Below are 22,078 nucleotides of genomic sequence, written 5' to 3' on the forward strand. Positions count from 1 at the left end.
ATACGAGCCCACCATGAAGTTGCTGCGCACTGCGCAAGAGATCCAGCAAGAAGGTGCCCTCTTCTACGTCGCCTCGCGTTATGCACCACCACAGGTTCAGGCAATTACCGATAAAGCCGCCATGGTGTGGAATGCAGACACCAACCAAATGGCGGTCATGCTAATTAAAGATGGCACACCGGAAATTTTTTCCGAGCAAATCGAAGGTGCAAAAGAAGCGATAACGCCGGTACTGCCAAAGCAGCTGCAGGCAGCTTATGACCAAGCCCAAGCCGCTAAAAAAGCAATTGATGACCAACAACAAAAATTGTTGGATGTAAAAAAGATTGTCGACAATCCAGTTGAAGCGGTATCCGAAAATCTCAGCAAAAAAGCCGAAGAAGCTGCCACTAACTCAGTTGAAAAAGTGAAAACCAAAGCGACAAAAAAAGTGGAGCAGACTGCACCAGAACTAAATAATTTGGTCGAGCAAGAACAACTCGATCTGGATGAGGCATTGAAGAAAGAAGCAGAAGAATTAAAGTCCAACTGATTGCGGATACAGGGCAGAAACTACTCTGCCCTGTGTTTATTTATGCGTTTTTCGGCCAACTCCAAATCATCCTGTGTATCTATATCCAAGCTATCGTGAAGTGACATGAGATAAGGTACTTCATGCGTACGCGGAATTTTCTCCTCCCGCAAAAAATCATCCACCTTGAATATCGTAATGGCATTGTTGGGCATGTAGAGCGAAGGTAAATCCTGACGCCGCATGTATGACGAATGCGCGCCGCCCAAGGGCTGCAAAAATTCCCCGCCACCAACGTAAGCCTTCATCAACTGATTATTAATTTCGTACACACTAATAAGGCTGCGACAGGTTGGAAAATCGCGAAATTCCGCCAAGGCCTCAACAATATGGGTTGCTGTGCGCAAGGGTGATGTGGGTAACAACAGGATAATGATGTCTTTTCCCGTTGCCTTGATGCGATGAATAAACTCGGCGACCACCGAATCGATGGGAGACTCATCCGTTGCCAAATTTGGATCGCGCTTTAAGCGCTCTGCCCCGTAATAATGAGCAACAGATAAAATTTGGTCATCTTCCGACGACACATAGGTAGCATCTATAACCTCGGAGCCCAACGCGGCCTTTATCGTGTAGGCCAATAACGGCAAATCATTAAGCGGCGCGATATTTTTCTGCAGGATGCCCTTTGAACCACCGCGGGCAGGTACGAGCGCGAATACGTTTGGCATAACCCCCTCCAATCATCTTGACGAATGTACTGGTCTATAGGGTATAGCAAAATGCCGAAAAAAGGTCATTAAACGACCAAAACTTGTCTTCAATTAGAATATTGTCGATTTGGCAGCTCAAGCATACAAACCGTTAACTAAAACACTATTCATCCGCCATACGGTCCTGCGCTTTGCTTACACCAGTTTCCGGCTCATCAATTTCGTCTGTTGAATCAACACCTGAATCATCGCCATCTTCTTCATCCTCTTCCGGTTCGTTCTGATTCATCTGGCTCTCTTCGATCAAAATCGCTTCCGGTGTTTGGATACCTATGTGATAAGCAGCAAAACCCGGGAGTACTACCTGATCTAATGCCATGCCGATAATTCTGCCGGTGTAGGGAGATCTGATTGTGGTGCGCGCGTTGGTAATCGGATCAGTGACTGTGCCGAGCACATCATCTTCTTTTACGCGTTGGCCCAAGGTTGCCTTACTGAATAAAATTCCGCTTTGATTTGCACGCACCCACGCCGAGCGATAATAAACTGGTGCAATACGATTCCAACGTTTTTGTTTGCCGTACATGCCGGTTTTGGCGAGCAGCGTATTAATGGCGTTGACGCCCTCCGCCACCACTTCACTTTGCATTGCCATGGGTTCACCTGCTTCCAGCGTCACCGCAGGAATACCCGCGCGTACGGCAGCGGTACGCAATGAATTGGGATTGCCGCGACCATTCAGCACGGCAATCATGCCGAAATTTTGTGCGAGCCTTGCGACATTTTCATCGGACAAATCAGCGCGCAATTGCGGCAGGTTTGTGCGATGAAATGAGCCGGTATGAAGATCTACCAATGAATCGCAATGCATAATGATTTTGGTAAAAAACGAATAAGCTAAACGCGATGCAGAACTACCGTGCGTATTTCCAGGGAAATAGCGGTTCCAATCGCGACGATCTGGCAAATAACGCGAGTTGCGACGGAAGCCCATGATATTCGCGACCGGCACACCGATGACCGTACCAGATAATTTCGATGGATCTATATCAAAAATGACGCGGCGAATCATTTCGATTCCGTTTAATTCATCGCCGTGAACCGCACCAGTTAAACACAATGTTTTACCCGGATTTGCGCCGTGTACAACAAGCACAGGAGTCTCTTCGCTAAAGCCACCCACAGCGGTATCGGAGGTCCACATAAGGCGCACGGATGAGTTGGGTTTTACTTCTGTATCCAAAATAAACTTTGATACCGCAAATGGCTGTGGTTGCGCGATTACGGTTGCCGCTATGCTTATCGATGAAGCAACAGATGATGCGGCGGCAGAACTGACAACCACTTCAGCAGCACTGGCAATAGATGAAGCTTCAGTTGCAATAACAACATCAGCAGAGCTCGGAGTGCTGGAGACGGATGAGGATTCAATTGCAGCGCTTGGTGTTGCTATATCACTTGCTGCAGATGATGAAGATTTTGCCGGTGGAGGTGTTTTGGCCGCTGACGATCTACTTGCAGATGATGAGGATGCAACTACAGATGAACGGGAAAGCGGGTTGATTGCTAAATCGACATTGCCCAATTTGATTGCAGCAAGCGACGAAGATACTTTTGCCGGGATGGGTTGCGCCTGCACAGGCATTGGCAAGATCGCGGTTACTAAAACTGTTAGAGCAACCAAAACGATAAAAGCGATAGTAGCTAATTGAGCCTGTTCATTTTTAATTGTTCGCTTCACTTTTATTGTTTGCGGCATAGAGTCAATTTCTCGCTACGGAGCCTGCGCGTTTCTAAATTGTAGTCAGTTATTGGATAGATTTATTTTTGAATGCACGTCCTTGTGCAATAAATCGCCCTGCAATTATTCCCATTCAATCGTTGCTGGTGGCTTGCTCGATACATCGTAGCAAACACGCGACACACCAGAGATTTCATTGATAATCCGGCCGGATACTTTTTCCAACAAGTCGTACGGCAAATGCGCCCAACGAGCGGTCATAAAGTCGATAGTTTCCACAGCGCGCAGTGAAATTACCCACTCGTAACGACGACCATCACCCACTACACCAACCGATTTAACCGGCAAGAAAACAGCGAAGGCTTGCGAGGTTTTGTGATACCAACCAGATGCGTGTAGTTCTTCCAAAAAGATGGCGTCAGCTTCGCGCAAAATATCGGCATATTCTTTTTTCACTTCACCAAGGATGCGCACACCCAAACCTGGGCCAGGGAATGGATGACGGTAAACCATATCGTACGGCAAACCCAATTCCAGACCAATTTTGCGCACTTCGTCTTTAAACAATTCGCGCAGTGGCTCAACCAGTTTAAATGCCATATCTTCTGGCAAGCCGCCCACGTTGTGGTGCGATTTAATTACGTGCGCTTTGCCGGTTTTTGCAGCGGCAGATTCGATCACATCGGGATAAATCGTGCCTTGCGCCAACCATTTAACATCCTGGAGTTTAGTTGCTTCTGCATCAAACACATCGATAAAAGTACCACCGATGATTTTGCGTTTTTTCTCTGGATCGTTTTCGCCTTTCAATTTATTTAAAAATTGATCTTGCGCATCAGCACGGATAACACGCACGCCCATATTTTTGGCGAACATGTCCATCACTTGATCCCCTTCATTTTTACGCAACAAACCGTTATCAACAAATACGCAGGTGAGCTGATCACCGATCGCTTTGTGCAACAAGGCTGCTACTACCGATGAATCTACGCCGCCAGAAAGTCCGAGCAATACTTTGTCGGTGCCAACTTGCTCGCGCACTTTTTGAATCGCATCTTCAACAATATTGGCGGGAGTCCAAAGTGGTTCGCAGCCGCAAATATTTAAAATGAAGTGTTCGTAAATACGCTGACCTTGCAAAGTGTGGGTCACTTCCGGATGGAATTGCACGCCGTAGAATTTTTTGGCTTCGTTGTACATACCAGCAATTGGGCATGATGGAGTCGATGCGAGAATTTCAAAACCGGCAGGCATTTTAGTGACTTTATCGCCGTGGCTCATCCATACATCCAACAGCGCACTGCCATCGGAATCGATGTGGTCTTTAATATCTTTGAAGATCGCGCTTTCGCCCAGCACTTTAACTTGCGCGTAACCAAACTCACGCACATTGGAACCTTCTACCGCACCGCCCATTTGCTCGGCCATGGTTTGCATGCCGTAGCAAATACCAAATACGGGAACGCCAAGGTTGAACACAACTTCAGGCGCGCGTGGTGAGTTCAATTCGTGCACTGACTCAGGACCACCTGCGAGAATAATTCCTTTCGGATTGTAAGCGCGAATTTCCTCTTCGCTCATATCCCAAGCGCGGATTTCAGAGAAGACACCAATTTCGCGCACACGGCGTGCGATCAATTGAGTGTATTGTGAACCGAAATCGAGGATAAGGATTCGCTGTGCGTGTATATCGTGAGACATGCTGATTCCTGCTCAAAAAATTAAAAATAAAAACGAAAAATGGCAAATAAAATGAATTGGGTTTAAACGAAAAACTCGGGCAGAGCCCGAGTTTTTTTACTGCCGGAGCGAAAAATACTTAGCGTCCACCACCAACCGGGTAGTTAGGCGCTTCTTTGGTGATCTGCACATCGTGTACGTGGCTTTCGCCCATACCTGCTGAAGTCACACGTACAAACTCAGGTTTGGTACGCATTGCTTCCAGATCAGCACAACCGGTGTAACCCATTGCTGAACGCACGCCGCCCATCATTTGGTGAACGATTGCAGTCAACGAACCTTTGTAAGGAACGCGACCTTCAATACCTTCCGGAACCAGTTTTTCTGCACCTTGACTGGCATCCTGGAAGTAGCGGTCGCTTGAACCAGAGGTTTGCGCCATAGCGCCCAATGAACCCATACCACGATAGGCTTTGTAAGTACGACCTTGGAACAATTCAACTTCACCCGGCGCTTCTTCAGTGCCAGCAAACATGGAGCCCATCATTACCGCGTGTGCACCAGCAACGATTGCTTTGGCGATATCACCAGAGTAACGGATACCACCATCAGCAATGGCAGGAACGCCAGTACCTTTCAGTGCAGCAACTACGTTGGCGATAGCAGAAATTTGTGGAACACCCACACCACTTACGATACGGGTAGTACAGATAGAACCTGGACCGATACCCACTTTCACCGCATCTGCACCCGCTTCAACCAACGCGAGAGCCGCAGCGCCGGTAGCGATGTTGCCGCCAATCACTTGAACATCAGGGTATTTAGTTTTGATTGCGCGTACGCGATCCAATACGTTTTTGGAGTGACCGTGCGCAGTATCAACTACCAGCACATCCACACCCGCTTCTACCAATGCATCTACGCGGTCATCTGTATCGCGGCTGGTACCAACGCTGGCCCCCACACGCAAACGGCCTTCCGGATCTTTAGAGGCATTCGGATATTTTTCGGCTTTGTTAATGTCTTTAACGGTAATCAGACCGCGTAATTCAAAGGCATCATTAACAACCAGTACTTTTTCGATACGGTGCTTGTGCAGCAGGTTGCGCACTTCTTCAGCAGACACACCTTCTTTAACAGTCACTAACTGCTCTTTAGGGGTCATGATGCTGGAAACGCTGGCATCAAGATTGGTTTCAAAGCGAACGTCGCGGCCAGTTACGATGCCAACCAAGTCGCCCTTGCTCAGCACCGGCACGCCGGAGATGTTGTTTTTGCGGGTCAAGGCAATCAAGTCGCGGATAGTTGCGTTGGACTCGATAGTAATAGGGTCTTTTACCACACCGGCTTCGAACTTCTTAACTGCGCGCACTTCGGCAGCTTGCTGCTCGATGGTCATGCTCTTGTGGATGATACCAATGCCGCCTTCCTGAGCGATGGCAATCGCCAGACGCGCTTCGGTAACGGTATCCATAGCAGCGGAGATAAGTGGAATATTCAGTTGAATTTTGCGCGTCAACTGGGTTTTCAGGGACACGTCTTTGGGGGTCACATCGGAATAACCGGGCACCAGCAGAACATCGTCAAACGTGAGGGCTTCTTCAGCAATCCGCAACATACCAACCAACCTCAAAGCAGGGGGAAAAAGAAGCACGAAATTATAGCGACTTGGGCGTCGCGGGTAAACCAGAAACCACAATATCTAGTGTTCAGATACAAAACCAAGGCTATCCGCTCGGCTGATCATCCCCTAGAATGCCCCCATGACTACCGATCTGTTCACCCAAACACCCGCCCGCGAGATCTTCAGTGTCAGCCAGCTTAACCGTCAGGCGCGGCAATTACTGGAGACTCACCTGCCCTTATTGTGGGTAGAAGGCGAGCTTTCCAACGTATCAATCCCCTCTTCTGGTCATTGGTACTTCACCCTTAAAGACGACCAGGCGCAGGTGCGTTGCTGCATGTTCCGCAACCGCAATATGCTGGTGCGCTTCAAGCCGCAGCAAGGCCAGCATGTATTGTTGCGCGCAAGAGTCAGCCTTTACGAAGGCCGCGGCGACTACCAAATTATCGCCGAACACATGGAAGAAGCCGGTAGCGGCGCACTCCAGCGCGCGTTTGATGAACTCAAACACAGGCTTTCGCAGGAGGGCTTGTTCAATGAAGCACACAAAAAGCCACTGCCCAGCCTGCCCAAACACATCGGCGTGATTACGTCGCCGACAGGCGCGGCCATCCATGATGTATTGAGTGTATTAGAGCGCCGCTTTGCTGGCATTCCAGTAACCGTCATTCCGGTAGCGGTTCAAGGCAAGGAATCAGCGCCACAAATCGTCAAGGCGATTGACCTCGCCAATCGCTCAGGCTTATTTGATGTGCTGCTGCTCACCCGCGGCGGCGGCTCGATGGAAGACCTTTGGTCATTTAACGAGGAGATAGTCGCTCGCGCCATTTTTAACAGCGAGCTACCCATCGTCAGCGCCGTTGGTCACGAGGTGGATTTCACCATCGCCGATTTTGTAGCAGATCTGCGCGCGCCCACCCCATCAGCTGCGGCTGAACTATTGGTGCCGGATGGCGATGACTGGCTGGACAAATTCATCGGCTTTGAAGTACTACTCGAAGAATCCATGCTTCGACGACTGCAACAATGGCAACGCCATTTGCACAATCTGCGTCAGCGTTTGCGCCATCCGCGTGAGCGACTGGAACAACAATCGCAGCGACTCGATAATCTCGAATTACGCTTGAAGAACCATCTCAAGCATTTGCTGAACGACTTTAAAAATCGTATTCGCCAATTGGAGATCCGCCAACAGGCACATCATCCACAAGTGCGACTGCAGCAACTGAATGAGCGGGTCGCGGCCTATCACCAACGCTTGCAAACGGCACAATATCGGCTGATTGAGCGCAAACAACAGACGCTTGGCGAAGCAGCGCGTATGCTGAATACCTTAAGCCCATTGAATACGTTGGATCGTGGTTACGCACTGGTTACCGATGCGCAAACCAAAACAGTGATTACCCGCAGCGATCAGGTAACCCCCGGCACGCCCCTTAATGCGCGGGTGGCACAGGGGGAATTTATCTGTCGGGTTGAGTCGGTTACCAAATAGCAGACGAATGATTGCGAACTTACCAAGTGGCCAGTATATAATTGCCACTTTCTTGTCGGGGCGCCCTGGCAGTCAATGACTGTACGGGGGCTGAGATGGGCTCGGCCCAACCCGTAGAACCTGAACAGGCTAATACCTGCGGAGGGAACAAGGTGCTTATAGCTATGGCTATTCCCTACCCTCCGCCTCACATTATCGAGGCAATGTGACCAACAAGCTCCCCACAACAATTGCTATTGCCGGTGCCGGTTTGCTCGGGCGCTTGCTCGCATGGCAACTGCAAAAATCCGGCATTCAAGTCACGCTGTTTGAATCTGGCAGCTTCACACCCGACACTCCGCAAACTAATCGCGCTGCCGCATTCACCGCGGCCGGAATGGTAGCTCCGCTGAGCGAAGCGGTTGTTTCCGACGAAGGTGTTTACCGCATGGGCGTTTTTGCGCTGCAGCAATGGCCCAGTTGGTTTGCACAACTACCTGCCACTGAAACACCGCTATTTTTTAACAATGGCAGCCTGGTGGTCGCGCATCATCAGGATACCAGCGAGCTGGAGCAATTCGAGCGAGAATTGGGATTTGTATTGCCCGGCTGCAAGGGCTATCACCATGTAAATCAACACGAGATTCACCAGCTCGAACCCGATCTACACTCCAACTTTCACACTGGCCTATTCCTCAGTGAAGAAGGTCATGTGAACAATCGCGAATTTATGCGTTTGATTGGCGATGAGCTATTTAGAATCGGTACAAAGATTCGCGAACTCACACCTGTTGACGTATTTCCCGGAAAAATTGTTACTGACAGCAGCGAAGAACATTTCGATTTGGTAATTGATTGCCGCGGACTCGGCGCGAAAAAACAACTGCGCAATTTGCGCGGTGTGCGCGGAGAGACTTTGCACGTGGAAACCAAAGAGATTCATTTGCAGCGCCCGGTTCGTTTAATGCATCCGCGCTACCAATTGTACGTAGTACCCAAACCTAATCATCGCTTTATGATTGGCGCAACCCAAATCGAAAGTGAAGACCGTTCGCCCATGACCTTGCAATCGTCACTGGAGCTGAGCAGCGCACTCTATACTTTATCGCCCGCATTTGCGGAAGCACGTATTATTGAAATGGACACCAATTTGCGCCCGGCATTTATGGATAACTTACCCAAAGTGGATGTACAGGACGGACTTATTGTTGCTAATGGATTATTCCGCCACGGCTATTTACTTGCACCCGCTGTAGTTGAAAATGTACTCGCGCATATATTTAACAAACCGGAACCGCTTTTTTCATCGCTACTGAATCAGCACTAGAATTTTATGACTATTGAACTGAGTGTAAACAACGAAAGTAAATCGCTGGCTGACAACACATTGCTTAGCGAGGCCTTGCAACAATGGGGTTATGGCGATAGCAAAATCGCCGTGGCGATTAACGGCGAATTTGTACCGCGCTCCACTTACACTGAGCGCGAATTATTAAATGGCGATCAGATCGATATCGTCAAACCGGTTGGCGGAGGTTGATATGAGTTACACAAAACCCGAAAAAGATTTCACCTTGTATGGTGAAACATTTTCCAGCCGCTTTTTGTTGGGCACTGCGCTCTACGCATCGCCACAATTAATGCGCGACTCGATCATTCAATCGCGCTGCGAAATCGTCACCCTCGGCTTACGCCGCCAGAATCCAGCCAATCGCGATGGTGATGCCATTTGGCAATACATCCAGGAGAGTGGCTGCCGCTTACTGCCCAATACCGCAGGTTGCAAATCGGTGAAAGAAGCCGTGACACTAGCCGAAATGTCGCGCGAAATTTTCAACACTGATTGGATTAAACTGGAAGTTGTTGGCGATGATTACAATTTGCAACCCGATCCGTTTGGGTTGGTTGAAGCATCTGAAATCCTGATAAAAAAAGGTTTTAAAGTGCTGCCGTATTGCACCGACGATTTAATTCTATGCAAACGCCTGCTTGATGTCGGCTGTGAAGTGCTTATGCCTTGGGGCGCACCTATCGGCACAGGCCAGGGTTTATTAAACCGCTACAGCTTACGCACGCTGCGCGAACGCATTAAAGATGTGCCGATGATCATTGATGCCGGCCTTGGTGCTCCATCACAAGCAGCGGAAGCAATGGAAATGGGATTCGATGGAATCTTATTGAATACTGCTGTAGCAAAAGCGCATAACCCGCCGTTAATGGCAGAAGCCTTCGGTGATGCAATTGATGCAGGAAGAAAAGCCTACAAAGCAGGACTGATGCAAAAGCGCCAAACTGCCAGCCCTAGCACACCAACTATCGGCCAGCCCTTTTGGCATCAGCAGTAAATCAAGTGCGGCCTGTTGTGATATCCATTATTGGATTACTTAATCAGGCCGCTGATTTTTGAAAAGCCATCCTGCAAGCGCTTGGCAATTTTGGGATCTTTGCCTCCACCTGCAGCGATATACATTTGCATCATGCGACTCAAACGCTGCAAATGGAAACTCATTTCTTGCTGGATAAGCGAAGCATCAGCCACGATTTGGCTCATCTCCACCCCTCGCTCATTTGCCATAGATTCCAATGACTCGCGCAAATCCTCTTTAAACAACATACTGCCTTTAAATGTGGTCGCGATATGCAATACCACGTTCTGCAACGCATGCAATTGTCGATCACCATGGGTGTAACCAACCGATGTCAAACAATCGCGCAGATGTATAAACCAATTTTGCAAATGCAGATTTTGCTGCAGCATGCGCTCAGCAAACTCAGGCACACTGCTTCCACTCACCAGATTTGGCAGTGGTAATTCGCTGCGCAAAATCATGGTGGTGACAATATCGCAGCTGCGATACAAATAAGCAGCGCGATTCATTTCCAATACCGGAATAACTTCGCGCCAACGACGTCCCTGCGCCTTGAAGCGATTAAAATAAATACCAACAATTGCATCGGCAACCGCCAGAATCTGCCCTAATATCGATAGCTCACTCTCTACTTTTGCCAACGGATAGCCAGTACCATCGCAGCGCTCATGGTGTTCACTCACCGCAATAATGACATGCGCTGTTAATCCAGGAATATCACTCAAAATTCTGGTTGATATTTCCACATGGCTTTGCACATGCGCCCACTCATCTGCTGTCAGTTCATCGCTTTTATTAAGCACATCAGGACGCAAATGCAGCATGCCAATATCGTGAGTGATCGCAGCCCAAAAAACACTGTGCGCATCTTCAACCGGCAAGCGCATTTCCTGCGCGATGTACAAAGACCACAAACTCACGCACAAGGTACGCTGATAGAGGTCATTCATCTGCGCAGCCATCACCGTCAAAAACTGTTGCACCAAGGGAAAATTGGCCAACATAGCGCACACCGGCTCAAGAGAACTTAATGGATGCTTACGCTCCGCGAGCGATTGGAAATATTCAGTAGAGCGAATGGTATTGAGAAGATGCTGAAGTAAGTCATCAGCACTTATGAGTGTTTCAATCTGAATCGAATTTGCCAGAGGACGCGCGAGGATTTTATCCTTTAATGATTTGATATTTTTTTGATCGAGCTGCATTCCTTCTGCAAGCAACAACTCACCATCTTGGGAAAGCACATTTTCAATAGTGACAACAGGGTTATTGGCCGACAATAGCGCGAGATAATCCGCATAGGCATCCAGGGCTAGCGGATTCCAGACGGATGCTTTTCCTCCCGCCGCAAATGATTGTTGATCACGAGACATACATAAAACCATCCGTGCAATTGGTTTTTAACCAAACAATTTTTATAGATTATTAGATAAACAATCGCCACATCCAAACGCTAACCAAACCAATCAGCAAGCTGTACCCCACCATCGAAGAGGCAAAACGCGGTGCTAAGTTGTGACTCATCGCTAATACCCCGGCAGAAATCATTGCCGGCATAGCAGCTTCAAGAATCACTACTTGCGCAGCCAACCCATCAATCCCTAACAGCCATAATCCCAAATAGGCGATAGCCGGAGTCACCAGCAAGATATAAATCAAACCTAACACCAATGGTGATAAATACTCTTTGCTTAGGGTCAACCGCCATTGCAACCCCACTGCAACCATCACAACTGGTACAAGTGTAGATGAAATTCGCGCTAACGCAGATGACAGCCAGTCAGGGTAAGAAAACACACTCGTCGCAAGCGCGATAATCAGGGCAATAAACGGCGGGAATACCATAATACTGCGCACAATTTTTGCCGCTGAGGTTGAGCCCGATGAGTAATAACAGGCCACGATAACCCCGTAAGTATTCAGCGCAACAAAGGTGCCGAGTTGATCATAAAGAATTGCATAGGGAATCGCGCCGCTACCCAAATGCGCTTCTATCAGCGGAATCCCCACAAAGCCGGTATTTCCCAAGGGAATCAATAGCATTAGCGCACCGGTTATTTCGCGCGACCAATCCATCGCGCGCGCAGTACACCAGGTTAACAGCGCACTGACGATCATGATCAGCCAAGCCGCTACAACAGGCACTAATGCTTCGTGATCAAAGGTTAACTTGGGGATCTCGGCCAGCACCAATGCAGGCAAGGCGACATAAATGACATAAAGATTAAGCGTGGCGGCAGCATTTTCAGGAAAACGTTTGCTTTGCTTTAGCAGCAAACCAATGATTAGCGCTATTACAACGACGGCGATATTGGACATAAAAAATCTACTGGAGGGCGCGACTGCTAATTACTTGTAACACTAACGAAAGTAATAAAGTTATCGATAAATTATTAAAAATAATAATCAACAGCTAATAAAATAGTGGCTAATGACTATAACCGAGATGGGCATAAAATTAAATATTGTGCCCTCAGTCATGCGCGCGATAAATCAGCTTATTCCGCTTAACGTTGTTCAGCGCACAGAGCTCACTCACCGGGTAGAACATTCTTTCACCAATCAAACATTTGAATTGTATCGGGAGAGAGATGATGAAGACCTTCGATCAGTACTCTATGCAAGATCCGCGAACCCAATACCCAAAAGCAAACGCAAAGCCGGATGACCAGCAACCTGAACCTGGACTTGATGCCATTTTAAAACCGCAAGCAGATCACGGCGAAGAGAGCTATTGCGGTGCAAAACGTTTAGTGGGCAGAAAAGCATTAATCACAGGTGGAGACTCTGGTATAGGTCGCGCAGTTGCACTTGCCTTCGCGCGCGAAGGAGCTGATGTAGCGATCAATTATTTGCCGAGCGAGGAAGTCGATGGCCAAAAAACCCTTGGCATGATTAAAGATGCAGGACAAAAAGCAATTGCGATTCCCGGTGATATTACCGATGAAGCATTTTGCAAAAGTCTGGTGCAGCAAACGGTGAGTGAATTAGGCTCGATTGATATTCTGGTGAATAACGCCGGCAAACAACAGTTTGTTGAAGAGCTGGAAGATATTACCACTGAGCAATTTACTAAAACCTATGCCACTAATGTATTTGCGATGTTTTGGATTACAAAAGCAGCCGTTCCACAAATGCCAGCGGGCGCAAGCATTATCAATACAACCTCCATTCAATCTTATCAGCCATCACCTGGCCTACTGGATTATGCATCCACTAAAGGAGCAATCACAGCATTCACTAAAAGCCTGGCAAAAATGCTGATTAAAAAAGGAATTCGAGTGAATGCGGTTGCACCTGGCCCGGTGTGGACACCACTACAACAAAGCGGCGGACAGCCGAGTGAAAAACTGCAACATTTTGGCGAAAAAGTGCCTTTAGGTCGCGCAGGGCAGCCAGCAGAAGTTGCGCCTGCATTTGTGTTCCTCGCATCGCAGGAGTCCAGTTACATCACAGCCGAAGTCATTGGCGTTACTGGTGGCGCACATCTTCCATAACAATATGGATGCAAACAGATTCTTAACACAACGGGAGAACAGCGATGAAATCATCAAAGTTATTATTAATCTCAGGTGTTTTAGCGGGTTTATTTTTATTGGTGCGAGGTATTACTACTAAACCCCCATCACGAACATACGCATTGGATGAAATAGATGATTCGGAACTTGATGATTACCGTATACGTGAGATCGCCCAGCAAATATGGGAAAGCGAAGGTAAACCTGAAGGGCAAGCCGCACGACACTGGGCAATGGCCATTGAATTGTTAAAATCGAGTTTGATCAGTGATTCTTACTCAAACGCTCGACACAAAAATGACAGAGTACAAGACCCCTACTCTTATAATGACAAAAAAAGCATTCACTAAATTATTTGATTTGGCTGAATTCATCCAGCGTGGCGGTCACTAACGATTTATCATGCAGTGAGCGAAGAAAAACAGGTAGGCATTGTAAAATGATATCAGGGTGATTGTGCTCACGTTTGCCGTCGTGCATTAACACTATGTCACCCGTTTTTATTTTATCGAGTCGTTGCGTTATTCCTGCATGAGTACCCAAAGGCCCCCAATCGATAATACTGTGATTCCACAATACCGTTTCCATTTTTTCCAAATAAGCTTGCTTACGCATCACACCACGCAACCGACCAAAAGGAGGACGGAACCATCGCGGCACTGTTCCGGTAATCCGTTCAAGAATGGTTGAGGTCCTGGCAACTTCGCTTTTCGCAAGTGCAGTATTTATCATCCAGGGATGATGATGAGCATAGGTATGATTACCTATAGCGTGACCATCTTTAACAATCTGCTCCACTAATTCCGGATGCTGCTCTGCGGCCGCGCCCATAACGAAAAAAGTTGCTTTAGCATTGTAATCGGCCAAAAGTGAAAGAATTTTTGGGGTGTAGACGGGATCAGGGCCATCATCGAACGTCAAGCAGATAGCTTGCTTGTACCGCTCATTTATTTGTGCAAAAGCGTCAAGGGAATAGATTGGCTTCGGCAATGAAAACCAATTGGAAAAATCAGGGATTAATAGCCTACTTTTGGCTAGCAAGCTCATGAGCTGAAGCCTCAACAGAGAAATTCTTAAGTAAACTTTCACGCGTAAGCCAATATGCATGTGGCTGAATACTGTTGCTTCCCAACGCAGACACATGCGGAAAAAATACTTTCAACAACACGGTGAAATAAAATTTACGAATTAAGGTTAGCGTCGAATCAGGTAATCGCTCGATGTAAAAGCCCAGTTTTTCTCCGTGTGGTGGCAACCAACTTACACCATGGAACACTTTAACGTTTACAAGTTTCTCGTGCTGATCAAGATCCCGAGCCAATTGGCGAAATGAGGTCAATAATAGTTTGCGAAAACGCAGAGCATTGCGGATGTAATGCTGGGAACCAGCGGACGAATTAGTAAAGCACTCACGATTGAAATGTATGATAGCCAGATAATCCCCCGGCTCAACCCAGGAACCATCATTCATCACTTTTCGCTCACCGCTAAATCTCTCAAACGAAAAACTCAACAACTCATCAAATTTTTCGACCTTATGTTTGCGGCGCCAATAAGCGTCATACCAACACATAAAGCGATGAAAGGTGCTTTTCATAGTTCTGCGACGCTCACTTGAGGAATATAAGGAGCTTGTCTTTCTCGCATGATATTTTCCACTTCAGCAACAACTGCCGCTGCCGCATTGGGTCGCCCCAGTTGATACGCATTGCGCTTCATATTACGTAGCAAATCGGGATTACCAAAAATATTGCCTAAAACATCCGGCAACTGATCAGGATCGACCTGTAAACCCGCTTTTTTTGTTTGCAGAAATTGCACATTGTGCATCTCTTGCCCACCCAGGCAGCAAGTTGCGATAAACGGCCGCCCACACGCAAGCGTCTCGCTTAATGTAAGGCCTCCCGGTTTTCCCACCACTACATCAGCAGCGCAAATTAGATGGCAAATATCGCTGCACCAACCGTACAACCGACAGCGATCTTTATAATCACTGGCAAGCTGTTTTAATGCTGCTGCGTCGGAGGTATTACTGCCTGCAGTCACTAATATTTGATAGTCATGCTGCTCATCACTGAGCAAACGTTTAACTGCATCGACCACACCAATCCCGCATTGCCCGCCAGTAATCAACACAGTCGGACGATGCTCAAGTCCTAGCTGCTGCCGCGCAAGTGATTGCGTCGGAATATTGGCAAAAGGTGCTACCAGAGGAATTCCCGTAACACGAATTCGATCAGCGGAGACGCCTTGGCGTCGCAAAGTCTCCGCAGCACCTTCATGACTTACGCAATATAAAGCTGTTGTATTGCGCACCCACACACCGTGAACGCCGTAATCAGTCAGCACACCAATCACTGGTTGCGTAATTGCGCCTTTCTGAATAGATCGCGACAAAAGTGCATTGGGATACATTTGTGTTGCAATAATAAAATCTGGCGAATACTCATTAACGAACTTTTTTAGTCTTGATGCCATGATGTTGTACATCAATCCGAGCACTCCTTGTGTAAGAAGGCGACCGGCAGGGATTTTAGTGCGATTACAAATTCCATTTACCAACGTATTAAACAGTGCACTATCGAGGCTTTTATAGGATGACTGCAAAGAAAAACGCGAGCGTTCGAATACTTCCGGAAAATACCGGCGCTGTTGTTCCTCTAAAAAATCAATCAAGCTCTGGTCAGCGGGAATCTTTCCCGCCAGTTGCCGATAAAAATTTTTATCCAGGTCATACAATTTTTGGTATAGATCCGGCTGCTCAGCCGTCATACGCAAATAACCATCTTGAATCGCTACACTAACCTGCTCATCAATCAGGCTGGTGATATTCAGGTATTTGGTTTCAATACCCGGATAGCGAAAACGTAGCGATTGATCAATCGCCTCAGCGGCACGAGTGTGACCATAACCGGGGCTGGAGGTAAGAAACAAACACTTCATGATCTTTCCTTTCCTGTAACAAGTAATGCCAATGAATAGCCACTGGATATTCTTCAAATTGAAGTGGAGATTACGAGGCTCGCGGGCATGGCTCGGTACGCCAGCCAACATACTGGTCAACCAGAAGAGGGTCGATAGGAGTGAATTACACTTTGCGCCCCACCAAATCACATGTAACGAAGAATTTACACATTTATCCTTGTCAGCTATCTGCCCCGCCCTGCACACTAATCGAACAGAAAATAACGAAAGAGCCGCCATTTGCACGCTAGCTCTCAGGATTACCCGCACCTCCAATAACTAACAAGGGATTAATAAAGGATGTCACCCACTTCAAAAATTTTTAAACCGTTAGGCTCTACGGCGGCTTCGGCTTTTCTATTATTCAGCTGCCAAATTGTTCACGCGCGCGATCCTGGTTTTTCGCAGATGCTGTTCGATGGCGGCATAGCTATTCCGATTATTGTCGGCTTATCCATTCTCGCCTTGTCAGTTTCCATCGAGCGACTTGTCAAGTTTCGCTCCAAGTTTATTGCACCACCTGATTTGGCCGAGCGTGCACGTCATTTATGGCGTGCGGGTGAATACCCCGAAATTCATACCATGTTGGCAAAAGAAAATAGCACCTTAGCGCGCGCTATCGATTTTATGGTGCTCCATCGCGAACAAAGCTACGCGACCGTTAATAATGGTGTGGGTGATATCGCCTCTATTGAACTGCGCTACCACTAGCAAAAAGCCTATGCGCTGGCGATAGTGGCAACAGTTGCACCTATTGTGGGTTTGCTTGGAACTGTTATCGAAATGATTGACGCATTTGAAGCTATCGCTTTTGCAGATGGAATGGAAAATCCCGCATTACTGGCGGGCGGAATATCAATGGCGTTGATTAATACTGCAGCTGGCTTAAGTGTCGCGCTGCCAGCGCTGGGGATGCATCATTACTTTAAAAATCGTGCTGCGTTTATGGGCCTGAATTTGGAAAAACAAATCAACCAATTACTCAACGAATGGTTTATGCCAGTTGTTTCAACAGCACCGCACCTGAAGGTGGTTGATCATGCGCATTAATCTTGGCGATGACGAACAACCGGAAATCGGCTTAATTGCTTTAATTGATTGTATTTTTTTCCTGCTAATGTTTTTTATGGTCGCCACTTCGTTCAAGAAAGCCGACGAGCAGAAAAAACTGAAAGAGTTACCCATTTCTTTGCCCGTTGCAGACGCGAGTCTGGAGCGAGATGAGGCAATTAAACCAGCACTGGTTATTGGTGTTGATACAGATGGCAAGCTCTATTTGGGTAGAGAAAAAATAACTACTCAGCAGCTACACGAGGCTCTAAAGCGGGAGGCAGAAAAAGATAACAAACGTATGATTCGGGTGGAGGGAGATCAAAACACCAGCTATAGAAATATTGTTCATGTACTTGATTTATGCGAGCTGGAAGGATTTACCAATATCGCCATGCGCACACGGAATTAGCAATGTCTACCTACATAGAATCGGACTATAGACTGGCCGCATATATTCGTCGCCATCCCTACGTATTTTTATCGCTCCTCATTCATGTTGTGATTATTTCTCTTATCTCCAACCACACACCAGAAGCTGTAAAACTGCAGCAATATGAAAAACATGAAGCGCAAAAATCCAGAGTTAGCGCTTCAGTACAAAAAGCAAAGCAAGCGGATATTGAGCAGAGAACGGACAATATCGAAAAAATTAAATCTCTCATTGAAAAAAGTATTACACCAAATACCGCCACACCGCTACCGAAAGAATCGCCAGATAAAGATGATACACCACCAAAAACACCCGAGGAATTGCTCGCAGACGCAAAAAAATCTTTGGAAGACATAAAAAAGCTTACAAATGAGATAAGGGCAGAAGAACTTGCCAGAGTATTGAAGGTACCCAAAGAAGAGGCGCATGCTCAGGTAGCTAAAGAGAACCTAAAAAAAGAGCTCCAAGAACAGGAAAAAAATAAACCTGACACAGCTGTCGAAGACACCGCAAAATCAATCCAAAAACTTGAACAAGAAGCACACGCTGCCCTGACACAACGCCAAATGCAGTTAGACAAAATGCGCAATGGCACAAATATCCAAATGGGCAATGAGCAACACGGTAGTGGACAACGTAGTAATGGCTCGCAAACAGGTAATGACTCACAAGCAAACAATAATGCCAATACAAATGAGGCCGCGAGCGAGATCAATTCATTCCTGGATAGATCCACTTACAGCATGCCCAGCTCCAGTTATTTTGATGTTGGCTTTATTCCCGAACCTGAAGGTACCGCGCATAAAAAAATGGGGAGTGTGATCGGCGCTGGTGGCGAATACGCCGAACGAATTTATCTTAATAGTTGGTACTTGATCGGCCCTTTCGTCGGCTATGCAGGCAACGAATTATTTCACAATCCTTCATATCCACCAGAACAGCTAATAGATCTGGATGCTGAGTATTTCGGTAAAGACGACAGGGTTTTAACCTGGCAATATATCAATTCCAAACGCTATCCGGTGATTCCACCCGGCCCGGCAGAGAATGCGGTTTATTATGGTTATACTGAAATAAAAATCGACAAGGCTGCTGATTTTTGGTTATGGGTTGGCGGGGATGATGATATAAAAATCTGGTTAAATGAAAAGCTTGTATGGGAAGGCGGCTATTCAAAACAGTGGTTTTTTGATGATGTTCGCGCTCATCGCCAACAATACATTGCACAATGGAACTTGAGTGAAGCCAAAACACAAATTCACCTTAGCGCAGGCCGCAATACAATCCTGTTCAAGCTATCCAATGGCCCCAACCCTTCTGCGGTTGGAGGTTATTTTGCATCATTGGTATTAACGAAATAATATACATTCCATTAATAATAGTTGCGTATTTCTGAGAGGCCGCAGCCATGAAATCCACTCTTTTTATTTCAACACTGTTAATAATTTTCTCATCATCACCCATGTGTTATGCGGCAGAGCACAATAACATTGTAAAAAAAGAAGCTTACATCCTGCTGGATAAAAAGGGAAAACCAAATTCGAAGGCCGCGCGCTGCGCAACTATCCAGCAATCTGGCCTGACGTGGGAATTAAAAACTGACGATGATGGCATTCACGATAAAGACAATGTTTATCGCTGGGGCGGAATGGGCGCAGAAAAAACAGGGGCTATCTTTTTTGATGACTGGAACACGTTGCTCAATGCGGCCAATAGAGAAAAGCTCTGTGGTTTTAATGATTGGCGGGTGCCGACTATTGATGAACTAAAAACACTGGTAACTAATACGGCGATAAAACCTGTCGTTAATCCCGAAATTTTTCCATTAACCCAGTCCCTTCCCTATTGGTCCACCTCAACCTACCAGAACTATCCTGAACATGCGCAGACGGTAGATTTTTCTACCGGTGCCTCCAACTACTACAACGGCTTTCGTGGTGATCGTTTACCACTGCGCTTAGTGCGTGGCGATAAAACTAAATAGCCAGAAAATTACCCATCTTGCAGAACACAAGATGGGTAGTACCAAACAAATATTATTGTGCGCTTTTCCATTGCAAGCCAACACGCCACAATAATCCAGGAGCGGGAAATCCAACTGCTGTTGTAGCGGAATTATCGAATAGGTTTTCTACCGATACCGTCATTTTGAGTGAATCACTTACGGACCAAAATAAATTGGCATCAAGCCGCCGATAGCTATCCAATTCATGCAACGTTGCTTCACCGGTGTGCTGACTGGTTGCGAATTGCTCACCTACGGTTTGATAATCCAGACTGCTGCGCAGACTTCCGCTGAACTGCCAATCAACAGCTGCACCAGCGCGCCATTGCGGACGACCGGTCAGGACTGAAACGCTATCTTTCACATCTATATCGGTATAAGTCGCATTACCTCGCACACCTAAACGGTTATCCACACTATTCCATTGCATTTGCCATTCGACGCCACTGGTTTTAACTTGTTCGCGATTCACGTTGGTAAAAAGCTCGCTGTCAAAATCAATGGGATCGCGATAATCGTTAGCAAAATAATCGATGTTGGTAGCGAGTTGATTTGATAGCTGCCATGCGATTCCTGCATCCCAACTTTCTACGTTTTCCGGTTTTAATTCTGCATTACCGACTAGCGGATGTCCTAGTGCAAAAAAACTCGGCAACTTATATCCATCGCCGTAGTTGCTGCGCAACGTGATGGCTTCTGATAACTGGTAACGCACACCCAGTCTGGTTGAGGTCTCGTTACTAAAACCATCGGTGTCATCACTGCGCAAGCTGGCTTGGAGCAATAATTTTTCATTCAATTGCGCATTCACATCGATAAAACCGCTATCGGTCGAGCGATCCAATGAAAAATCCGTTGGCACTATAAAACCGAAATCCAGATAACCACGACTATCGCCTTCCTCTTTACGATTTTCCAATCCAATATTCGCCCAGAATTTCCCCTGTTGGCCGACAGTATTGATCCAGGAAATTTGCTGACGCTCGAAATCAGTATCGGCACCGTTTGGCGGTATAGCACCATAAGGCGCAATTCCTGGCGATTTAAATGATTCATCGCGCTGGTAGTGAGTGCCTTGCACATGGCTCTTCCAATAATCGGTTATTTGAAATTGCCAGCCGAGCGCAACACTTTCATCGGTGTAGTCGGTGTAATCCAGCGCGGATGAAGTGGCGAATTCAGGGCCGCCACTTTGCTCTGGATAGTTACTGCGTTCGCCGTCAAAATAGCGAAAGCTCGCGCTAACAATATGCGCGGCTATTGGTCGCCAACCCAAGCGCAAATTGATTTCGCTGTCTTCTGCCGTGCTGCCTTCAACGGGTTCGCCAGAATCGCGTACACGCGCTTGCAGCGAATAATCCATTTGGTCACTTGCGCCCAGCGCGCTAAAACCGCCTTGCTGAAAACCTTCATCACCAATGGTTGCAGATAACGATTGCTGATGCCCTTGCTGTGGGCGCAGGCTAATAATGTTAATCACACCGGCGAGTGCATCTACACCATAAATTGCCGACTGTGGCCCGCGCACAACTTCAATGCGCTCAATCGAATCCACATTAATACTGTTCAAATCGAATGCGCCGCCGCGGCTATTGCCTGGGTCATTCATCGCCACGCCATCTATCATTACTACAGTGTAATTGGATTCGCCGCCACGAATAGAGGCTACCGCCAAACCGCCGGGGCCGCCTTGTTGTTCGATGAGCACGCCCGGCACCGATTGCAGTACATCGGCAAGATTGGTTTTATTCAGCTGCACCAACATTTCCCGATCAACCACACTCACACTGGATGACACTTGCTCAATCGCAAGTGGATTGTACGCACCGGTAACAATAATTTGTTCAATAGTATTTTGTTGCGCAAAAACCGGAACAGCATGCACCAAGACAGCGGCCGGCAATATATTTTTTAATCGATTTTTTGCTTTATTGTTCATAGGGATTTCAATATCAAATCAGGATGAAAAAGTCCGCGCCGAATTAACAGCGCGGAC

The 22,078-nt window shown here is 47.1% G+C and carries 23 protein-coding genes and 1 riboswitch; of the genes, 13 read left to right on the top strand and 10 right to left on the bottom strand.

Annotated features, from left to right (window positions below; all coding sequences use genetic code 11):
- Window positions 1-532 (top strand): hypothetical protein (locus tag AAGC78_RS19190; protein WP_435785721.1); only part of this gene is annotated, 532 nt, incomplete at its 5' end.
- A gap of 20 nt (window positions 533-552) precedes the next feature.
- On the opposite strand, the gene AAGC78_RS19195 is transcribed toward AAGC78_RS19190, so the two are convergent.
- Both AAGC78_RS19195 and AAGC78_RS19200 read right to left on the bottom strand, forming a co-directional pair.
- On the bottom strand, window positions 553-1,242 hold the full coding sequence (locus tag AAGC78_RS19195) for a cytidylyltransferase domain-containing protein (protein ID WP_435785722.1): 690 nt from the start codon (window positions 1,240-1,242) through the stop codon (window positions 553-555).
- 145 nt (window positions 1,243-1,387) lie between these two features.
- Window positions 1,388-2,428 carry a succinylglutamate desuccinylase/aspartoacylase family protein gene (locus AAGC78_RS19200; protein WP_435785723.1) on the bottom strand — a complete coding sequence of 347 codons (1,041 nt, stop codon included), beginning with the start codon at window positions 2,426-2,428 and terminating at the stop codon, window positions 1,388-1,390.
- A gap of 91 nt (window positions 2,429-2,519) precedes the next feature.
- Here AAGC78_RS19200 and AAGC78_RS19205 point away from each other — a divergent pair, with 91 nt between their 5' ends.
- Complete coding sequence (locus AAGC78_RS19205) at window positions 2,520-2,936, top strand: hypothetical protein (protein WP_435785724.1); 417 nt, start codon at window positions 2,520-2,522, stop codon at window positions 2,934-2,936.
- Window positions 2,937-3,088: 152 nt separating this feature from the next.
- Here AAGC78_RS19205 and guaA read toward each other — a convergent pair whose 3' ends face one another.
- Together guaA and guaB are read right to left on the bottom strand one after the other, a co-directional pair.
- Window positions 3,089-4,666, bottom strand: a complete 1,578-nt coding sequence (gene guaA / locus AAGC78_RS19210; RefSeq protein ID WP_435785725.1) for a glutamine-hydrolyzing GMP synthase — start codon at window positions 4,664-4,666, stop codon at window positions 3,089-3,091.
- A gap of 118 nt (window positions 4,667-4,784) precedes the next feature.
- Window positions 4,785-6,263, bottom strand: coding sequence for an IMP dehydrogenase (gene guaB / locus AAGC78_RS19215; protein WP_435785726.1), 1,479 nt, complete (start codon window positions 6,261-6,263; stop codon window positions 4,785-4,787).
- A gap of 145 nt (window positions 6,264-6,408) precedes the next feature.
- Here guaB and xseA point away from each other — a divergent pair, with 145 nt between their 5' ends.
- The 4 genes from xseA (at window position 6,409) to AAGC78_RS19235 (ending at window position 10,088) form a co-directional block, all read left to right on the top strand.
- Entirely contained in the window at window positions 6,409-7,764 is a 1,356-nt protein-coding gene (gene xseA, locus AAGC78_RS19220; protein ID WP_435785727.1) for an exodeoxyribonuclease VII large subunit, read from the top strand.
- Window positions 7,765-7,810: 46 nt separating this feature from the next.
- Window positions 7,811-7,928: riboswitch (TPP riboswitch) on the top strand.
- A 41-nt stretch (window positions 7,929-7,969) separates the two neighbouring features.
- Entirely contained in the window at window positions 7,970-9,070 is a 1,101-nt protein-coding gene (locus AAGC78_RS19225; RefSeq protein ID WP_435785728.1) for an FAD-dependent oxidoreductase, read from the top strand.
- A gap of 6 nt (window positions 9,071-9,076) precedes the next feature.
- A complete protein-coding gene (gene thiS, locus AAGC78_RS19230) occupies window positions 9,077-9,283 on the top strand; it encodes a sulfur carrier protein ThiS (RefSeq protein WP_435785729.1) in 207 nt (68 codons plus the stop codon).
- A 1-nt stretch (window position 9,284) separates the two neighbouring features.
- A complete protein-coding gene (locus tag AAGC78_RS19235; RefSeq protein ID WP_435785730.1) occupies window positions 9,285-10,088 on the top strand; it encodes a thiazole synthase in 804 nt (267 codons plus the stop codon).
- 35 nt (window positions 10,089-10,123) lie between these two features.
- Here AAGC78_RS19235 and AAGC78_RS19240 read toward each other — a convergent pair whose 3' ends face one another.
- Window positions 10,124-11,485 carry an HD-GYP domain-containing protein gene (locus AAGC78_RS19240; protein ID WP_435785731.1) on the bottom strand — a complete coding sequence of 454 codons (1,362 nt, stop codon included), beginning with the start codon at window positions 11,483-11,485 and terminating at the stop codon, window positions 10,124-10,126.
- Window positions 11,486-11,537: 52 nt separating this feature from the next.
- A complete protein-coding gene (locus tag AAGC78_RS19245) occupies window positions 11,538-12,431 on the bottom strand; it encodes an AEC family transporter (protein WP_435785732.1) in 894 nt (297 codons plus the stop codon).
- Between the two features lie 272 nt (window positions 12,432-12,703).
- On the opposite strand from AAGC78_RS19245, the gene AAGC78_RS19250 reads away from it, so the two are divergent.
- Together AAGC78_RS19250 and AAGC78_RS19255 are read left to right on the top strand one after the other, a co-directional pair.
- Entirely contained in the window at window positions 12,704-13,609 is a 906-nt protein-coding gene (locus AAGC78_RS19250) for an SDR family oxidoreductase (RefSeq protein ID WP_435785733.1), read from the top strand.
- A gap of 44 nt (window positions 13,610-13,653) precedes the next feature.
- Window positions 13,654-13,980, top strand: coding sequence for a DUF2934 domain-containing protein (locus AAGC78_RS19255; protein ID WP_435785734.1), 327 nt, complete (start codon window positions 13,654-13,656; stop codon window positions 13,978-13,980).
- Window position 13,981: 1 nt separating this feature from the next.
- Here the strand turns inward: AAGC78_RS19255 and AAGC78_RS19260 are convergent, their stop codons facing one another.
- The 3 genes from AAGC78_RS19260 to AAGC78_RS19270 are packed head-to-tail and all read right to left on the bottom strand — an operon-like array spanning window position 13,982 to window position 16,573.
- Window positions 13,982-14,719 carry a polysaccharide deacetylase family protein gene (locus AAGC78_RS19260; protein ID WP_435785735.1) on the bottom strand — a complete coding sequence of 246 codons (738 nt, stop codon included), beginning with the start codon at window positions 14,717-14,719 and terminating at the stop codon, window positions 13,982-13,984.
- Window positions 14,655-15,227 carry a YkoP family protein gene (locus AAGC78_RS19265; RefSeq protein ID WP_435785736.1) on the bottom strand — a complete coding sequence of 191 codons (573 nt, stop codon included), beginning with the start codon at window positions 15,225-15,227 and terminating at the stop codon, window positions 14,655-14,657. Before AAGC78_RS19265 ends, AAGC78_RS19260 begins: the two co-directional genes overlap by 65 nt.
- Window positions 15,224-16,573 (bottom strand): MGDG synthase family glycosyltransferase, encoded by a 1,350-nt coding sequence (locus tag AAGC78_RS19270; protein WP_435785737.1) that lies wholly within the window; start codon window positions 16,571-16,573, stop codon window positions 15,224-15,226. Before AAGC78_RS19270 ends, AAGC78_RS19265 begins: the two co-directional genes overlap by 4 nt.
- 321 nt (window positions 16,574-16,894) lie before the next feature.
- On the opposite strand from AAGC78_RS19270, the gene AAGC78_RS19275 reads away from it, so the two are divergent.
- The 5 genes from AAGC78_RS19275 to AAGC78_RS19295 are packed head-to-tail and all read left to right on the top strand — an operon-like array spanning window position 16,895 to window position 20,061.
- Window positions 16,895-17,305, top strand: coding sequence for a hypothetical protein (locus AAGC78_RS19275; RefSeq protein ID WP_435785738.1), 411 nt, complete (start codon window positions 16,895-16,897; stop codon window positions 17,303-17,305).
- A 21-nt stretch (window positions 17,306-17,326) separates the two neighbouring features.
- Window positions 17,327-17,644, top strand: coding sequence for a MotA/TolQ/ExbB proton channel family protein (locus AAGC78_RS19280; RefSeq protein WP_435785751.1), 318 nt, complete (start codon window positions 17,327-17,329; stop codon window positions 17,642-17,644).
- Window positions 17,634-18,056, top strand: coding sequence for an ExbD/TolR family protein (locus tag AAGC78_RS19285; RefSeq protein WP_435785739.1), 423 nt, complete (start codon window positions 17,634-17,636; stop codon window positions 18,054-18,056). Before AAGC78_RS19280 ends, AAGC78_RS19285 begins: the two co-directional genes overlap by 11 nt.
- Before the next feature lie 2 nt (window positions 18,057-18,058).
- On the top strand, window positions 18,059-19,438 hold the full coding sequence (locus AAGC78_RS19290; protein WP_435785740.1) for a hypothetical protein: 1,380 nt from the start codon (window positions 18,059-18,061) through the stop codon (window positions 19,436-19,438).
- A 47-nt stretch (window positions 19,439-19,485) separates the two neighbouring features.
- Window positions 19,486-20,061, top strand: coding sequence for a DUF1566 domain-containing protein (locus AAGC78_RS19295; RefSeq protein WP_435785741.1), 576 nt, complete (start codon window positions 19,486-19,488; stop codon window positions 20,059-20,061).
- A gap of 52 nt (window positions 20,062-20,113) precedes the next feature.
- On the opposite strand, the gene AAGC78_RS19300 is transcribed toward AAGC78_RS19295, so the two are convergent.
- The gene (locus tag AAGC78_RS19300) at window positions 20,114-22,021 is read right to left on the bottom strand and encodes a TonB-dependent receptor plug domain-containing protein (RefSeq protein ID WP_435785742.1); all 1,908 of its coding nucleotides are present in this window, start codon (window positions 22,019-22,021) and stop codon (window positions 20,114-20,116) included.
- Between the last annotated feature and the right edge of the window lie 57 nt (window positions 22,022-22,078).

This window comes from Cellvibrio sp. (assembly GCF_039207905.1).
In the GTDB taxonomy this organism is placed as follows: domain Bacteria; phylum Pseudomonadota; class Gammaproteobacteria; order Pseudomonadales; family Cellvibrionaceae; genus Cellvibrio.

Coding starts and splice junctions, on each gene's coding strand:
- AAGC78_RS19195 (WP_435785722.1), bottom strand. CDS start 1,242: ATGCCAAACGTATTCGCGCTCGTACCTGCCCGCGGTGGTTCAAAGGGC.
- AAGC78_RS19200 (WP_435785723.1), bottom strand. CDS start 2,428: ATGTGGACCTCCGATACCGCTGTGGGTGGCTTTAGCGAAGAGACTCCT.
- AAGC78_RS19205 (WP_435785724.1), top strand. CDS start 2,520: ATGCTTATCGATGAAGCAACAGATGATGCGGCGGCAGAACTGACAACC.
- guaA (WP_435785725.1), bottom strand. CDS start 4,666: ATGTCTCACGATATACACGCACAGCGAATCCTTATCCTCGATTTCGGT.
- guaB (WP_435785726.1), bottom strand. CDS start 6,263: ATGTTGCGGATTGCTGAAGAAGCCCTCACGTTTGACGATGTTCTGCTG.
- xseA (WP_435785727.1), top strand. CDS start 6,409: ATGACTACCGATCTGTTCACCCAAACACCCGCCCGCGAGATCTTCAGT.
- thiS (WP_435785729.1), top strand. CDS start 9,077: ATGACTATTGAACTGAGTGTAAACAACGAAAGTAAATCGCTGGCTGAC.
- AAGC78_RS19235 (WP_435785730.1), top strand. CDS start 9,285: ATGAGTTACACAAAACCCGAAAAAGATTTCACCTTGTATGGTGAAACA.
- AAGC78_RS19240 (WP_435785731.1), bottom strand. CDS start 11,485: ATGTCTCGTGATCAACAATCATTTGCGGCGGGAGGAAAAGCATCCGTC.
- AAGC78_RS19245 (WP_435785732.1), bottom strand. CDS start 12,431: ATGTCCAATATCGCCGTCGTTGTAATAGCGCTAATCATTGGTTTGCTG.
- AAGC78_RS19250 (WP_435785733.1), top strand. CDS start 12,704: ATGATGAAGACCTTCGATCAGTACTCTATGCAAGATCCGCGAACCCAA.
- AAGC78_RS19255 (WP_435785734.1), top strand. CDS start 13,654: ATGAAATCATCAAAGTTATTATTAATCTCAGGTGTTTTAGCGGGTTTA.
- AAGC78_RS19265 (WP_435785736.1), bottom strand. CDS start 15,227: ATGAAAAGCACCTTTCATCGCTTTATGTGTTGGTATGACGCTTATTGG.
- AAGC78_RS19270 (WP_435785737.1), bottom strand. CDS start 16,573: ATGAAGTGTTTGTTTCTTACCTCCAGCCCCGGTTATGGTCACACTCGT.
- AAGC78_RS19275 (WP_435785738.1), top strand. CDS start 16,895: ATGTCACCCACTTCAAAAATTTTTAAACCGTTAGGCTCTACGGCGGCT.
- AAGC78_RS19285 (WP_435785739.1), top strand. CDS start 17,634: ATGCGCATTAATCTTGGCGATGACGAACAACCGGAAATCGGCTTAATT.
- AAGC78_RS19290 (WP_435785740.1), top strand. CDS start 18,059: ATGTCTACCTACATAGAATCGGACTATAGACTGGCCGCATATATTCGT.
- AAGC78_RS19295 (WP_435785741.1), top strand. CDS start 19,486: ATGAAATCCACTCTTTTTATTTCAACACTGTTAATAATTTTCTCATCA.
- AAGC78_RS19300 (WP_435785742.1), bottom strand. CDS start 22,021: ATGAACAATAAAGCAAAAAATCGATTAAAAAATATATTGCCGGCCGCT.